Annotated in this window: 1 protein-coding gene; it reads right to left on the reverse strand. The window is 66.9% G+C overall.

Annotation, left to right across the window (positions count from 1 at the left end; all coding sequences use genetic code 11):
• Nucleotide 1: 1 nt before the first annotated feature.
• The gene (locus WC969_06950; GenBank protein MFA6029572.1) at nt 2-16,462 is read right to left on the reverse strand and encodes a kelch repeat-containing protein; all 16,461 of its coding nucleotides are present in this window, start codon (nt 16,460-16,462) and stop codon (nt 2-4) included.
• Nucleotides 16,463-16,826: the final 364 nt, after the last annotated feature.

Genomic DNA, 16,826 nt, shown 5'->3' on the forward strand with positions numbered 1-16,826 from the left:
GCTACCTCACCACCCCGAGCTTGCCGGTCTTGCGCAAGCTCCCCTGTCCCGCCTTCTTCGCCTCGACGGCGTAGAAGTACACCCCGCTCGGGATGCGGCCTTCCCAGACGTATTCGAACGCGTATTCCGGCCCGGCGCCGTCGTCGACGACGCCCGGCGGCCCCGTCATCTCATGCTCGTGCACGAGCGCGCCCGAGACGTCGTAGACCCGGATGGCGAGCGTATCGGCCGGCCCGACCTCCACGTGGAAGGTCGGCTTGGCGCCCGCGCGGGCCGGGTTCGGGAAGACGTAGACCTCGCGCAGGGCGAAGCTCTCGCTCGCGGCCGAGACCCTCGGAGCGGCGGCCATGGGCTGATAGAGGGAGAAGTGCGTGGTCCGTGCGCGCACGGTCCGGCGCGCCTTGTCCACCTCGCTCAGAAGCGCGACCCATGCCTTCGCCGTCGGGTCCCAGTAATGGACGGCCACGCCGTCCTCGCTCTGTCCCGCCGCCAGGTCCTTGGGCGAGTACGGGAGCTCGATGATGACCGGCGCCTTGAACTCGGTCCCCTCGGGGCCGAACTCGATGGCCGGACCGGCCGGGGCGATGCCCTCGCGCGCCTGCGCGCTCGCGCGGACCCCGTTCTGGGAGCCCGACGCCGCGGCCTTGGCGATGGTGAGTTCCTTCTCCTCGTCGAGGGCGTTGGCCGGGAGCTCGACGGCGGCGCGCGCGGGCGTCTCGATGCGGCCGCCTTCGGCGGCCGGGAGGGCCAGGCGCGCCTCGTAATGCCAGTCCGGCCGGACGGGCTCGGCCGTTTCCGGCGACAGCCGCAGAGCGGCCCCGCCGACCGGAGCCCCGAGCGTGAAGAGGACCTCGTTGCTGCGGACCGTCCCGCCCGAAGGCGTCCGTTCGACGACGACCGTATAGGTCCCCACCGCCAACGCGCTCGGCACAACGCCGCGGATGGCCGTGTCGTTCCAGAGACTCAGCGCGGCCGGCGTCCCGCCGAAGAGTACCCGGCTGGCCGAGCCGGCGTAGGGGCCGAAGCCCGCGCCGGCGAGCGTGAACGCGGTCCCGCCCTGGCCGCCGTCCGGGGTCATCGTGTCGATGCGCGGGACGAGGACCTCGAAGGCGTGCGGCGTCGAGGCCGAATAGCCGCCGCCCGCGACGAGCCGCTCGACGAGCAGCGTCGCCGCCCCGGCCGACGCCGCGCCGGGAACGGTGCCGGTGATGGTCGTGTCGTTCCACACCGAGAGCGGCGCGGCGACGCCGCCGATCGTGACCCGGGTGTTCGCGCCCGCGTAGGGCCCGAAGCCCGCACCCTTGATGCTGAAGGGCGCGCCGATGGGAGCCGAGGACGGCGTCAGCGAGGCGACGACCGGCGCGAGGATCTCGAAGTAGAAAGTATCGCTCGTCGCGAGCGTCGCTCCCGTCACCCGCTCGATGACGAGCGGCTGGGTCCCGGTGCTCGCCGCCGGCAGCGTCCCGGTGATGGTCGTGTCGTTCCAGAGCGAGAGCGGCGCGAGCAGTCCGCCCACGCGGACCCGGGTGTTGGCTCCCGCGTAGAGGCCGAAGCCCGCTCCTTTGATGGTGAACGGCGCTCCGATGGGGGCCGAGGACGGCGTGACGGACGCGATTCCCGGAACGAGCACGGTGAACGCCGCGCTCGCGCTGCGCACGACGTCCGCGCCCTGCTGGCGCTCGACGACGACCTCCCAGGTCCCCGCGGAGAGGCCCGGTACGGTGCCGGCGATGGTCGTGTCGTTCCAGAGCGAGAGCGCGGCGACGGTTTCGCCGAACTTCACGCGCGTGTTCGCGCCGTTATAGGTCCCGAAGTCCGTCCCGGTGAGGGTGAAGGGCACGCCGATGGGACCGCTCGAGGGTGTGAGGGCGGCGATGCTCGGCCCGGTGACATGGAAAGAGGCCCCAGAGCTCTCGGAAGAGCCGCCGTCGGCGGTGACCCGGCGCACGACGAGCGCGTACGTGCCGGCGGTCAGGACGCCCGGGACGGTGCCGGTGATAGTCGTGTCGTTCCAGACCGAGAGCGGCGCGGTGGCGCCGCCCATCAGGACGACGGTGTTCGCCCCGTTGTAGGGCCCGAAAGCGCTCCCCGTCAGGGTGAAGGCGACGCCGATGGGGCCCGAGGAGGGCGTAACGGATGCGACGGCCGGCTGGAGGACCGTGAAAGTCCCGGCCGAGGTCGAGCTCGTCGACGTCCCCTGCCGCCGTTCGACGACGACGTCGTAGCTGCCGACCGCGAGACCGGGGACCGTCCCCATGATGGCCGCATCGTTCCAGAGCGAGAGCGGCGCGGAGACCGTTCCGAAGAGGACGCGCGTGTTGGCGCCGTCGTAGGGGCCGAAGTCCGCGCCGGCGATGGTGAACGGCGTCCCGATGGGCGCCGAGGAGGGCGAGAGTGAGGCGACGCTCAGCCCCTCGACCGCGAAGAAGGCCGAGGCGCTCTCGCTGACGCCGCCGTCCGCGGTGACGCGCCGGACGACGACGGGGTGGAGACCGGGCGCGAGCGCTCCCGGGACCGTGCCGCTGATGAGGGCGTCGTTCCAGACCGAGAGCGCGGCCGTGGCCCCGCCCATGAGCACGAGCGTGTTCGCGCCATTGTATGGACCGAAGCCCGTGCCGGTCAGGGAGAAGCCGACGCCGATGGGGCCGCTGGAGGGCGTGACGCTTGCGATGACGGGGACGACGATCTCGAAGGCGAGTGGAGCGCTCTCGACGAAGCCGCCGTCGGCGGTCCGGCGGACCACCGTGACGGCCGCCGCGCCCGGAGCGACGCCCGGCACGGTGCCGGTGATGGTCGTGTCGTTCCACACCGAGAGCGGCGCCGTGGTCCCATTGAAGAGCACCACGGTGTTCGCTCCATTATAGGGCCCGAACGCCGTCCCGGCGAGCGTGAACGGCGTGCCGATGGGCGCCGAAGACGGGGTCATGGCGGCGGCGGCCGGAGCGAGGACGATGAAGTTCCCCGCGTTCGTCGCGCTCATGCTGGAGGCGTGCTGACGCTCCACGGCCACCGCATAGGTCCCGGGCGGGAGGCCCGGCACGGTGCCGGAGATGGTCGTGTCGTTCCAGACCGACACCGGCGCCGAGAGTGAGCCGAACTTCACGCGGGTGTTCGCTCCGGCGTAGGCGCCGAAGCCCGAGCCGCTGAGGGTGAAGGGGATGCCGATGGGACCGGAAGACGGGGTGAGGGAGACGAAATTCGGCACGGTGAAGTCGGACTCCGCCTCAGACGCGTTCCCCACCCGGTCCTGCGCGCTCACCCGCACTCTATGGAGGCCTCCAGGCAGCGCGGTCGCCGGCACATAGCTCAAAAGCGTCTTCCCCGCGAGCAGCACGCTGCTCAGCACCGCGTCCTTGTTCTGCCCGTCGGGAGAGAATCCGCCGGCCATCCACAGACGGCCGCCGTACTCCACCGCGGACATATAGGCGTTTCTTTCGGGAAGCTGCGTCTCGCTCCGCCACGGGCCCATGCTTCCGTCCTCGCCCAGCGCGGAGGACCAGACGTCCTGGATCTCGGAGCCCGTCGCATACGTCTCCCCGCCCATGGAGTAGAGGCGGTCGCCGGAGACGAACACCTCATGTCCGGCCACGGCGGCCGGGAGATTCCGATCGGCCAGTTGCTCCCATGCGGACAGCGTGCCGTCGCTTTGCACGTGCGCGCGGTACGTCGAATCCGTGCGGTTCGCGCCGCACCCGTTCAGATTCCCGCCGGTGATGTAGAGCCAATCCCGGCGCGCCGCCGTTCCAGGGAGGTTCAGCCCCTGCGGCAACGAGGCGGTCGCGGCCCAAGGCGCGGAACTATTCCCGTCGACGGGATGACACAGTCCCGCGGGACAGGCTTTCGCGTAGAACACCTGCGAGCTGAGGATGCAGCCGGGGCGTTCTCCTCCGACGAAATAGAGGTGCTCGCCTACCGCGACCAGCCCGTTGTAGCCCACTCCGTCCGCATAAGGCAGCTGTCCCGCGGGCTGCCAGGCGCTCACGCTCCCATCACCCTGGATGTCCGCGTAATAGGCCGTGGACATGATCCCGCTCGCCGCGTGACCGCCGGCCACGTAGATCCGGTTGCCGAGCAAAGCCACGGCGGGCAGGGAGACCCCTTCCGGCAGCGGCGTCGTCTCCGTCCACGCCCCGATCCGTCCGTCCGCGCCCATCTGCGCATGGCGCACGGACGCGATCATCGGGACCGGGTCGCTGACGCCGCCGAGGACGTAGATGCGGTCCATGTAGCGGACGCTCGCGACCCCTCTCATGGCTTCCGGCATCGTCCCGGCGGAGTCCCATGCGCCCAAGCCCGACGGCATCTGCAACGCCGCGGGGACCTGTACGTCGTCCAACAGCATGCGGATCGTATCCGTGGCCACGCCGGAGCCGGAATCGACGACCTCCGCATGTATCTCCGGCAAGGCCGTCGTCACATACGCCCCGGCCGCGGGCGAGGTGATCGTGATTTGCGGGCCCTGCGCATCCGCGATGAACGAGGCGTTGTGCGGAGGTTCCACGTTGCCGGCGAGGTCCGCGCTCAGGTACCGGACCGAGTGTTCTCCCGCAGGCAGGGTGAACGGCGTCATGTAGGAGAGATACTCCCCGCCGTCGATGCTGTACGAGCTGTACGCGACGCCCACGCCCGCAAGATCGCCCGCGGTGCGCGAGTCGTCTTCCACGCTGAAGGAGATCGGCGTCGCGGCGTTCACATAATTCACGCCGCCCGCGAGTCCCCCCGCGCCGAGGACGATGCTCGTGCGCGGAGCCAGGACGTCCGGCAGGGCGTGCACGAAGCCGAAGAGGCCGTAGGCCGAAGTGAAGGAGGAGAGCCACACCGTATAGGTCCGCGAGGACTCCTGCACGCTCTGGGGCTCCACGGGCACGAGACCGCTTCCGGCGATGAACTGGTAGACCGCGGCGTCCGCCGGGCTCATCCCCAGCGCCGCCAGCGCCGCGGGCGAATACGCGAACTTCATGCGCGCCGCGGGATCGAGCCGCTCGCCGGGCGGACCCGGCTCGTAGATCCCGCCGAGTCGGGTCAATCCCTGCGCCGTCGCGGCGGCGAGAAACTCGCTCCCCGCCCCCCCGTCGAGCGCGAGCTCGGACATCGTCACGGGCCAGTCGGCCTGCAGCATGCCGTCCGGGCGTCCGTCGACGAGCGTCTCGCTGCGGACGACCGTCACCGTGTTGCTGTACTTGTCCGTCCGTGAGAAGCGCGTCACCTTCCCGATGACATAGACCGACGGAGCGTCGATGCCTTCGAGGGTGAGGAAGTGCTCCGTCCCGGCGCCGGTCGGCGCGGGAGCGGTCGTTAGCGTCCCGGACGGGAAATCCGCACGGAAGGGATAGGTGGCCCACCGGATCTCGTAGCTCTCGACGTACGGCGGCTCCAGCCACTGCAGCGTGACGGTGTTCGTCGAGGCGTCCGCGACGGTGAGTAGGGTGTGGTAGAAGTGCGTCTCCGACTCCGCGGCGTTCCCCGCTCGGTCCCAGGCGCGGGCCAGGAGATGGTGGCTCCCCACGGGGAAGCCCTTCGGGATGCTCCAGGTCCACATCGCGTTTCCTTCGGAATACTGCACCCGGTCCGACAGGTCCGTCCCGTCCAGGAACACTTGCACCTGCGGCGCCTGGACGCCGCTGCCCGCGACGCCCGCGAGGACCTCGGGATCGCTGAACGTCGCCTGCACGAGGTCGTGGCGCACCAGCATGTCGCCGTCCTCGATGGACCAGGCGATGGTCGGCGCCTGCCCGTCCACGACGATGGGCGAGCTCTTTACGACTTCCGCGTTGCCGAGCCGGTCCACGCTGAAGAAGCTCAGCGTATGCGTGCCCGCGGCGAGCGTGAACGACGAGGTGAAAGCGAGGTACTCTCCAGCATCCACCGTATACGAGGTGTACGCCACGCCCACGCCGGCGAGATCCCCGACCGTCCGAGAATCGTCGACCACGTCGAAGCCGATGAGCGTCGAGGTGCTCGCGTAGTTCGTCTCGCCGTAGACTCCGCCGGCGCCCAGAATCAGCTGTGTGCGCGGGGCGAGCACGTCCAGTTCAGGCGTTGCGACGACGGCGTTGATCGTGAAGCCCCCCGCCAGCGTCCCCGAGCGGCCGTCAGGATTGGCGACGATGACGTCCCAAACGCCAGCCGACTGATTTGTGAGTTCCAGCATGCCGAAGATTCGTGTTGTGCCCTCCGATGTGGTTCCAGAAGCGAGGAGTCGCGTATAGTCGGGGGGGATGAACTCATCGACGTTCGTCATGGCGCCGTATTCGTTCAGTCCACCAACGACCATGATCTTCCCATCCGACTGTCTGACGCTTGTGAGCCATGAGCGACCTGCACTGAGCGCCCCGGCGTCAATCCATGTCCCTGTCAACGGGTCGAAGATTTCAGCGAGTGTCGGATAGTTCGGCATCGGCATGCTGCGGTGGTCCTGCCCGCCGACGACGAGGACTTTCCCGCTCGGCAGGACCGTCATGACATGGTCCCCGCGCCCTGCATACATGGGGGCGGCAGCAACCCAGGCCCCTGTCGCAGGGTCGTAGAGCTCAGTCTGATCCGCTTCCGTCCCGTTCCCACCAGTGACAAGGACTTTGCCGTTCGTGAGGAGCGCCCCTCGATGTACCTTGCGAGGAATCGTCATCGAGCCCGTCTGGCTCCAGGTTCCGTTCGTGGAGTCCAGGATGAAAGCATCCGCGCTCTTCTGATAGCCGGCGTCCATGCCCCCGGTGATGAGAAGTCTCTTCCCGTCAGCAAGCAGCGTAGCCGCAAAGGACATACGGGGCGACGGCATGTTAGCCATCTCCGTCCATCCACCGGCCTGCGTATCGTAGCTCTCGACGCCTGACAGAGGGATACCGTTACTGTCCGCGCCTCCGACGACAACGAGACGTCCATCGGCAAGGAGAACCGCCTCATGTCCGCTCCTTGCGGTGTGCATCGTCGCGACGGGAGACCAGGTCCTCGCGATAGGGTCGAACATCTCGACAGACGAGAGCGCGGATGGCGGGGACGATCCTCCGACGACCAGGACTTTCCCGTTCCTCAGCAGGGTCGCGGTATGGAACAGTCTCGTCGTGGACATGGAAGGGACGGGGGCCCATTCCTTAGCGACCGGATCATAGAGCTCTGCGGTGTCCGTCGTCACTCCCGCAGTAGTCATGCCGCCGCAGACGAATATCTTCCCGTCAGGCAGACGGACAGAAGCATGATACGCTCTCGCCGTCGGAATGCTTGTGCCCGTCATCCAGGACGGCAGCGAAGACGGATCTCCCTTCGAGATGGAGAGCGTCGCGCCGGGCTGGAAGTTCTCCCCGTCTACGACTACGCTCACAGCGTCGTTGTTTCTTCCCGAATTCGGCGTGATGGACGCGACCATGGGGTCGACGGAGGCGGCGCAGGGCGTCACGACGACCGTCGTGCTGTGCGCGACTTCCGCGTTGCCGAGCCGGTCCACGCTGAAGTACGCGAGCGTATGCGTGCCCGCGGCGAGCGTGAAGGAGGATGTGTAAGCGAGGAACTCCGCGCCGTCCACCGTATACGAGGTGTACGCCACGCCCACGCCGGCGAGATCCCCGACCGTCCGGGAATCGTCGACCACGTCGAAGCCGATGAGCGTCGAGGTGCTCGCGTAGTTCGTCTCGCCGTAGACTCCGCCGGCGCCCAGAATCAGCTGTGTGCGCGGGGCGAGCACGTCCAGTTCGGGCGCGGCGTTGACAGCGTTGATCGTGAAGCCCTGCGCCAGCTTACCCGAGCGGCCGTCGAGGTTCGTGACGACGACGTCCCAGGCGCCGAGGGGCTTGCCCGTCAGGTCGAGCGTCCCGCTCAACTGCGTCGGGCCGGCCACGTTCACGACGGTCGCCGGTATCGACAGACTCGGCGCTCCGTAGAAGACAGTCTCGTTCACAAAGCCGCTCACCCCATATCCGGCGCCGGTGAGCATCACCCGCCCATCGAGCAGCCGAACGGCGGAATGTCCGATTCCCCCGTTGCCAAAGCTCCCGGCGTCCGTCCAGCTCGCAGTCTTGGGATCATAAATCTCGGAGATGTTCGTGGGGGTGACATTCCCCTCCGTGCCCCACGCGACGAGCACCCGCCCGTCCGGCAGCACGGCCGCGCTGTGCCGGGCCCGATATCGGGACATCCCCGCCGTCGCCGTCCAGAGCCCGGTAACCGGGTCATAGATCTCGGCGCCGCCGGCGTAGGTCCCATAGTCGCCGCCCGCGACGAGCACCTTCCCGTCGCCCAAGAGCACTGCGGCATGGTCGATGCGCGAGCTGACCATCGCCGACGTGGGCGTCCATGTCCCCGCTGACAAGTCCAAAAGGAGTCCTCCGCCGAGACTGCCGCCCACGACCAGGATCTTCCCGTTCCCGAGCAGGGTCGCCGTATGTCCGGTGCGCGCCTCGGGCATGGACGGGGCCGCCGACCAGGTCCCGGCCGCCGGGTCGTAGAGCTCCGCTCCACTGTTGCCGCCGCCGACGACGAGGATTTTCCCGTCGGCGAGCGGGGTGGTGGTATGATACGCCCGAGGAGAGGTCATGGTCCCGGTCGGGGTCCAAGTCCCGGCGGCCGGGTCGAAGATCTCCGCGGAGGCCTGGTAGACGGGCATCGGCATGCCAGGCATCATCATGCCGGGGTTGTCGCCGCCGGCGACGAGCACCTTCCCGTCCGACAACAGGGTCGCCGTATGATTCGCGCGCGGGGTGTTCATCGCGCCGGTCGTCGCCCATGTCCCGCTCGCCGGGTCGTAGAGCTCGGCGTCCGGCATCGCGCGCTGATCCGTCCTCCTTCCGCCGCAAAGGAGGATGCGCCCGTCATTCAAGCGGACGGAAGCATGATGATAGCGAGCCGTCGAAGGAGGAGTCTCCGTCGTCCACGTCGCGGTTGAGGACCCATCGCCGCGGACCAGCGCGAGGATGCTGTCGCTCTCGAACCCGGTCCCGTGCACACTCACGCTGATTGGGCCTGTATCGTACCCCGAATTCGGCTGTATGGATGCCACGGTAACGGTGGTGAGATACGCCTGCGCGATGTTGCTCAACTCGGACCATAGCCCGGACTCGCTACGACTGCGCAAGGCGGCGTAGAGCCGCGTCGCCACCGCGACGTCCACGTCCGCGGTCTGGGTCATTCCTGCCGTTCCCGGCACGGCGCTGATCGACGTGCCGGAGGCGAAGTTCGCGGCGTTGAGCGTATAAGTGGCCCAGCGGAGCTCATAGGCGACCGCGCCGGAGGGCACTGTCCAAGAGAGTGTCGCCAGGGGCGGGTTGACGACGGATACCGCGAGGTCCGTGACCACGGCCGGCGGAGCGGCATGCTGGATGGCGAAGCCCTGCGCCAGCGCGCCGGAACGGCCGTCGGTGTTCGTGACGATGACGTCCCAGGCGCCGAGGGGCTTGCCCGTCAGGTCGAGCGTCCCGCTCAACTGCGTCGGGCCGGCGACGCTCACGGCGGTCGCCGGGATCGACAGGCGTGGAGCCCCATAGAGGACGGCTTCGGTCGCGAATCCGTTCACCCCGTATCCGCCGGTGAGCATCACCCTGCCGTCCGACAATCGGACGGTGGAATGCCCGCTCCCGCCGTTGCCGTAGCTCCCGGCATCCGACCAGCTTGCGGCCGCCGGGTCGTAGATCTCTGCGCTGTTGGTGGGGCTCCCCATCGTGTCCGTGCCCCATGCGACGAGAACCCGTCCATCCGGCAACGCGGCCGCGCTGTGGCGAGCCCGGTACCTGGACATCCCAGCCGTCGCCGACCAAAGCCCGGTGCCCGGGTCGTAGATCTCGGCGCCGCCGGCGTAGGTCCCATAGTCGCCGCCCGCGACGAGAACCTTCCCGTCGCCCAAGAGAACCGCGACATGGTCGATGCGCGGGTTGGCCATCGCCGCCGTGGGCGTCCACGTCCCCGCCGACAAGTCCAGGATGAGCGCGCCGACGGGGCCGCTGTTCCCCCAGCCGCCGGCGATCAGGATCTTCCCGTCGCCGAGCAGCGTCGCCGTGTGCCCGGAATGCGGCTCTTCCATGGACGGCGCGGGCGACCAGACGCCGCTCGCCGGGTCGTAGAGCTCCGCACCGTTGCTGTAGCCGCCGACGACCAGCACTTTATCGTCGCCCAGTGTCGTAGCGCTGTGATAAGCGCGGCTATTGGCCATGGCCCCGGTCGGGGTCCAGGTCCCTGCGACCGGATCATAGAGTTCGGCAGACGCCTGAAAGACGGGCATCGGCATCCCGGGCATCATCATGGAGGGGTTGTCGCCGCCGGCGACGAGCACCTTCCCGTCCGGGAGGAGGGTCGCCGTATGGCGGGAGCGAGGCGTGCTCATCGCACCGGTCGTCGCCCAAGTCCCACTGGCCGGGTCGTATATCTCGGTATCCGCGATGGCTTGTTGATCCGACCGGATGCCGCCGCAAACGAGGATGCGGCCGTCCTTCAAACGAACGGAAGAGTGGTAGTAGCGCGTCGTCACGGGCGACGCCGCCGTCGTCCACGTTGCGGTGGAGGACGCGTCGCCGCGAGCGAGTTCGAGCGCCGCCCCGTTCTGGAAGTCCGACCCGTTCACCGTTACGTTAACGGAACCGTTGTCGTAGCCAGAGTTCGGCAGTATAGAGGCGACGGTCGGCGACACCGGCGGAGCTGCCGCGGGCGTCACGACGACCGTCGTGCTGTGCGCGACTTCCGCGTTGCCGAGCAGGTCCACGCTGAAGAAGCTCAATGTGTGCGTCCCTTCCGCGATCGTGAAAGAAGAGGCGAAGCCGACGTAGTCTCCCGCGTCCACCGTATACGAGGTATAGGCCACGCCCACCCCGGCGAGATCGCCCACCGTCCGGGAGTCGTCGACCACCTCGAAACCGATGAGCGTCGAGGTGCTCGCGTAGTTCGTCTCGCCGTAGACGCCGCCGGCGCCCAGGTACAGATTCGTGCGCGGGGCGAGCACGTCAAGTTCGGGAGAGGCGTTTACCGGCGTCCCGAGCAGACCGTAAATGGACGTCAAGCTGGAGATCGGGGCCGTGACGGTATGCGCGGCCTCGTCCTGATTCTGCCCCGCGACGAGTTCCATCTGTCCCGCAACGGAATCGTAATGGTAGATGGCGATGTCCGCCGGGGTCAGGCCGAGCGCGATGAGCGCTTCGGGCGAGTAGCGGAAAGTGAGGACGGCCGGTGGCGTGAAGGTCGTGTTCTCGGGCCCGAGTTCGTAGATGGAACTCACCGCAACGAGGCCCTGAGCATTCGCCGTGGCCAAAACCACGGCACCCGTTCCCTCCGCGACCGAGAGCAGGACGGAAGTGACCGGCTGATTGCCCGAGAAGGCCAATTCTGGCGCGCCGTTCACCGTCACGGTGCTGCGCGCGAGGCCGACGACGTTGCCGTACTCGGACCAGAGCCCCGAGTTCCCGTGCGCGCGCACCGCCGCATAGAAGCCGGGTTCGGTCAGATTCTCGACCGTGTAAGAAGTGCCGGTCGGCGCGGCCAAGGAGGCGTCCGCGAAGTTCACGGCGTTCAGCGCGTAGCTCGCGTAGCGCAGCTCGTGGCCGTCCACATCCGCCGGCGCGCTCCAGGCGAGCGTCACAGAGGACGGATAGATCGCCGAGATAGCGAGGTCGGTCACGGCGGCCGGCGGGGCGGCGTGCTGGACGGTGAAGCCCTGCGCGAGCTTGCCCGAGCGGGCGTCGGCATTCGTGACGACGACGTCCCAGGCTCCGGCCGGCTTTCCGGTCAGGTCGAGCGTCCCAGCCATCTGCGTTGGCCCGGCCGCGCTGAGATTCACGGCCTCGATCGTCTGCGTCGCCGGCGTATAGAGGTCGCTTCCCGCATCGACCCATGCGGCGCTGAATCCGCCAGCAAGCAGCACTCGTCCGTCGGAGAGAAGCGTCGCGGCATGCAGGGCGCGACTGAACGTACCCGCCAGCGCCCATGTGTCGCTCACAGGGTCGTAAATCTCCGCGTCGGACAGGAGTCCGATGTTCGCCGGTCCGGAATAGCCGCCCGCGACCAGCACCTTCCCATCCGGGAGAGTCGTCGCGCTGTGCCCGTACGTGCGCACAAGGTCCATGGAGCGTGCCGGCATCCAAAGGTTGCTCGCCGGATCGTATATCTCGACGGCGTTCGAGTTGGGCCCGCCGGAAATCAGGACGCGGCCGTCCGTCAATGCCGCGATTCCGTACACGGAGTTGTGCGCCTGCGCCATCGATCCGGTCGGCGTCCAGGTCTGACTCACAGGGTCGAAGACTTCCGGCGCGCCTTCCCCGCCGATGACAAGGATCTTACCGCCCGTGAGTCGGGCAGCGGTCGCGTTCGGATGCGCCGAATGCATGTCGGACGATGACGTCCAACTCCCCCCTACCGGGTCGTATGTTTCCGTGGTCTGGAGATTCCCGCCCCAATTCCACCCGCCGGCGATGAGCACTTTGCCGTCCGGAAGAAGCGCAATCGCAGGATGGCTTCTGACGGTGCTCATGCTCGATGCCGCGGACCAGAGCCCGGTCGCGGGATCATAGATCTCGGCACTGGCGAGGTCCATCCCTCCGACAACGAGTACGCGGCCGTCGTCGAGAAGGATCGATGCGCTATTGGTACGCGCCGTATTCATCGCCCCGGTCGCCGTCCAGGTCCCGCGCGCCTGGTCATAGAGCTCGCTCGTCGTCCCGCCGTTCTGCCCGCCGGCGAAGAGTACGCGGCCATCCGCAAGTCGGATCGCGATCGGATTCGCCCCGTGCGCGATGCCTGATATTCCCGCCGAGTTCCAGGTTCCGCTCGAACCCTCTCCGGCGCGCGTCAGCATAAGCCGCGAGTCGCTCTCGAACCCTGTCCCGTGCACACTCACGCTGATCGGGCCTGTATCGTACCCCGAATTCGGCTGTATGGATGCCACGGTAACGGTGGTGAGATACGCCTGCGCGATGTTGCTCAACTCGGACCATAGCCCGGACTCGCTACGACTGCGCAAGGCGGCGTAGAGCCGCGTCGCCACCGCGACGTCCACGTCCGCGGTCTGTGTCGTCCCGGCCGTCCCTGGCACGACGCTGATCGGCGTGCCGGAGGCCAAGTTCCCTGCATTGAGCGCGTAGGTGGCCCAGCGGAGTTCATAGGCAACCGCGCCCTCGGGCACGGTCCACGAAAGGGTCGCCAAGGGCATGTTGACGGCGGATATCGCGAGGTCCGTGACCACGGCCGGCGGGGCGGCATGCTGAACAGTGAAGCCCTGCGCGAGCTTGCCAGAGCGACCATCAGGGTTGGTGACGACGACATCCCAAGCACCGATAGGCTGGTTTGTGAGATCCAGTTGTCCGGACATCCGATTATAATCGAGCACGTTCACGGCACCGGCGTTCACGTTCACACTCGCTGGTGCATACAGGGCGCTGACCGTGCTGTATCCGCCGTATCCGGCACCTCCAGCGAGCAGGACGCGACCATCTGAGAGCGTGATGGCACTATGCCTCACCCTGAAAGAATCCAACACTCCGATCGAAGACCATGTCCCTGCCGCTGGGTCATATAATTCAGCAGTACTGTCTGAACCGGCTTCGAGTCCCCCGCTGACTAGGACCTTCCCACTGGTGAGTGCGACCGCTGCATGGCTGGTGCGAGAGCCAGCGAGCGAATTCGTCGCAGTCCACAGGTTTGTCGCGGGGTCGAAGATTTCACAAAGACCTTGATAGACCCCATAGTCTCCTCCAGCAACGAGGACTTTCCCATTAGATAAGAGAGTTGCTGTATGCATCGCGCGCGGACTCTGCATCGTCCCCGTAGGAGCCCACTGATCATTCGTCGGGCTATAGACGATTGCTCCCCCAGCATCTCCTCCCTGCATCCATCCGCCAACGACAAGAATCCTTCCATCCAAGAGATGATTGATTGTGTGATGAGAGCGAAGAGAAGGCATTGGAGCGACCGAGGACCAGGAATCTGTAACTGGAGTATAAACCTCACTCCCCCTATAAAAAACATCCGCCCCGTTCGACGCAACTCCTCCAGTCACGAGGACTCGGCCATCAGACATAAGGATTGCGGCATGAAGCGAACGACTCTCAGCCATCGCTGGTGCAGGGGCCCACAAGCCAGTAGCGGGACTATAGATTTCAGCGGAAGCGAGATAACTTGATGTAAAATTCTGAATATTATTGCCGCCAGTTGCTAAAACATTCCCATTAGGAAGGACCGTGAGTGCGAATGATGCGCGCGGAATGCTCATCGCCCCGGTAATAGTCCATGAACCCGTCAGCAAATTATAAAGCTCACAGCTGGAGATCGAAGCACCGTCAGGACCAGTTCCTCCACACACAAGCACTTGCCCATTCGGGAGCTTGACGACCGAATGAAGATCCCGCGGCGTATGCAACCCCGCGGTCGTGCTCCAACTGCCGGAACCTGAAGGGTCCCCTCGCCTGATGGCGAGCGTCGCACCCGGCTGAAAGTCCGACCCGTTCACCGTCACGTTCACGGAGCCGTTGTCGTAGCCCGTGTTCGGCGTTATAGACGCGACCGTGGGGTCGACGGGGGTGGCGTAGGGCTCGGTGACGGTGAGCGAGGAGACCTTCATCGTCTCCGCATTGCCGAGCAGGTCCACGCTCATGTAGCGGAGCGCGTAGGCGCCGGCGGAAAGGGTGAAGGAGGAGGTGTAGACCGGGTTCTGGCAGCTCCCGGCGGGCATGGTGCTGTAGACGACCGGCTCCCCGTCGCCGAACCCGCACTCTTCGGGGGTATGGTTGACGAGGAAGTAGGTGCGCTCGACCCCGGAGACCGCGTCGGACGCGTCCAGGAACACCGGCGAGGTCGACGAGAACACCCGCCGCCCCTCCGGGTCGACCCCGTAGCCCCCCAGCACGCTCAGCGTCGTGACCGGCGCGCTGCCGTCCGCGTAGACCGTATGCACGGCCTGCGCCGAGTTCGTGATGCCGTCCTCGGCCGAGAGGGCAAGGGCATGCGCCCCTTCGGTGAAAGTGAAGCTCAATGGAAGCGAGGTGGTCGACTCGACGACCAGCCCGCCGTCGATGGAACCGCGCAGCCACGCCAAGCCGGAGGTCACTCCGCCGCTCACGGGGTCCACGGCGCTCGCCGTCACGGTGGCGCCCGGAACAGTGTAGATGGCTCCGTTCTCGGCGATGCGGCCCGCCGGATCGGGCACGAACGAGAGTTGGGGCGCCGACGCGTCCGCCGCGAGCGTCAGGGTGTGGGTCGATTCGACGTTGCCGGCATTATCGATGCTCCGATAGCGGACGATGTGAGCTCCCTCGAGCAGAGCGAAGGGAGTCGTGTACTCCTGGCTGGGGGCTCCATCGAGGGAGTATTCGGTGGAACGGACCCCGGATTGTACGGAAGCGGTCGAGGCGTCCGCTGCGGCGAGGCTGATGCTCGTCCACGAGGAGACGTAGAGGGTCCCCGCTGTGGAAGTGAAGCTGGGCCCGCCAAGGGCAAGCGTCGTTACGGGGGCCTGTTCATCTCTCGCCTCGACGGCGAGCTGCGCGCTGTGCAGGGACTCCTCGTTGCCGACGCGGTCCAGCGCGTACCACTGGAGCGTATGCGAGCCGGGCGCCACGGCAAAGGCCCCGTTATAGACGGGGTTGGCGCAGCTTCCCGGCGCGGCGAGCGGGCTATACGGGGTACCGGCGCATTCCGCCGCGGTCACGTTCAGGAAGAACCGGATCTCCTTGACGCCCGCGCCGGCCACGGAGCCGGCGACGAGCTCGGGGTCCGCCGCGAGGAGGGCCACCGCCTGGGTCGAGGAGAGCAGGAGCGGTCCGCTCACGGGGCCGGTGCTGCCGGAGACTTCGAGATGGCTGGCGGGCGCGGTCCCGTCGACATAGACGGTCTGCGCCGCCGGCTGCTCGATGTTCCCGGCCAAGTCGATGCTGTAGCCGTAGAGTGAATGGACGCCGGCGGCGAGCGCGAACGACGCGTAATAGGGCTGTCCGGGCGTCGTCGCGTGATCGACGAAGACGGTATCGACAAGGGAGTAGGTCCCCGCGACCCCCGCGGAGGTCTGCCCCGCCGGGGCGGGGTCCGAGGAGTTGAGCGTGAGATGTGAGAGCGGCGAGAGATAGATCCCGCCGGCGGCCGCGGCGGTCGGGGCCCCATAGGAGACCGTCGTCTGCGGCGGAGTCGTGTCCTGTCCGAGCGGCTCGCCGCTGAGGACCTGGAAGCTCGCGCCCTGTTGAGGCACGCCGGAGATGACGCTGATGTCCGCCCCGTGGGTGTCCAGATTGAAGGAGACGCTGAAGGTGCCGGGGGTCGCGCCCTGCGCGACCTCGTAGTCGGTGGAGAGGAAGACGGTCTGGCCCGGCTCGAGCGGGCCGGTGTCGCGCGTCGTGGGCGTGAAAAGAGTCAAAGCGGAAGGCGCCGTGATGCTCACGCCGACGCCGTCGGGCAGAGCCGCGGCGTCCGCGTCGAGATGGATGGGCAGGACGATGCTGCCCTTCTGTCCGACGGCGACTTCCGTCGCCGCCCAAGCCGGAATGGCCTGCACGGCCAACGTCGCCGTCATCAACACTCCAAAGATTGCCCTATTCATAGTCCTCTGCTAATGACTTCGCGCAATATTACTCTTCGGTATTAATCTTTCTAGCGCTCAAACCCTACTTCCCAAAAACACGTCTAATCAGTGTGCCGAGAACACATGCAAACCCATAATACAGAACGGAGCCAAACCCACACACCGCGATGTAGAAAATTAGAGGCAAATCTAAACCCAAGTGCTGTATCTCTATCCACAAAATAACAGCAAGAGGAAATGCGATGGTCTCCCATCGAAGGACACGCTCAAGCTGCTGAAAAAAAGATTTCCCTTTCCCAATGGACGCAACCAGAGTTATGAGCGGAGAGAGCGCAAGTAATATGCATGTAGCGGG

The sequence above is a fragment of the Elusimicrobiota bacterium genome (genome assembly GCA_041660925.1).
In the GTDB taxonomy this organism is placed as follows: Bacteria; Elusimicrobiota; Elusimicrobia; order UBA1565; family UBA1565; genus JBAZUV01.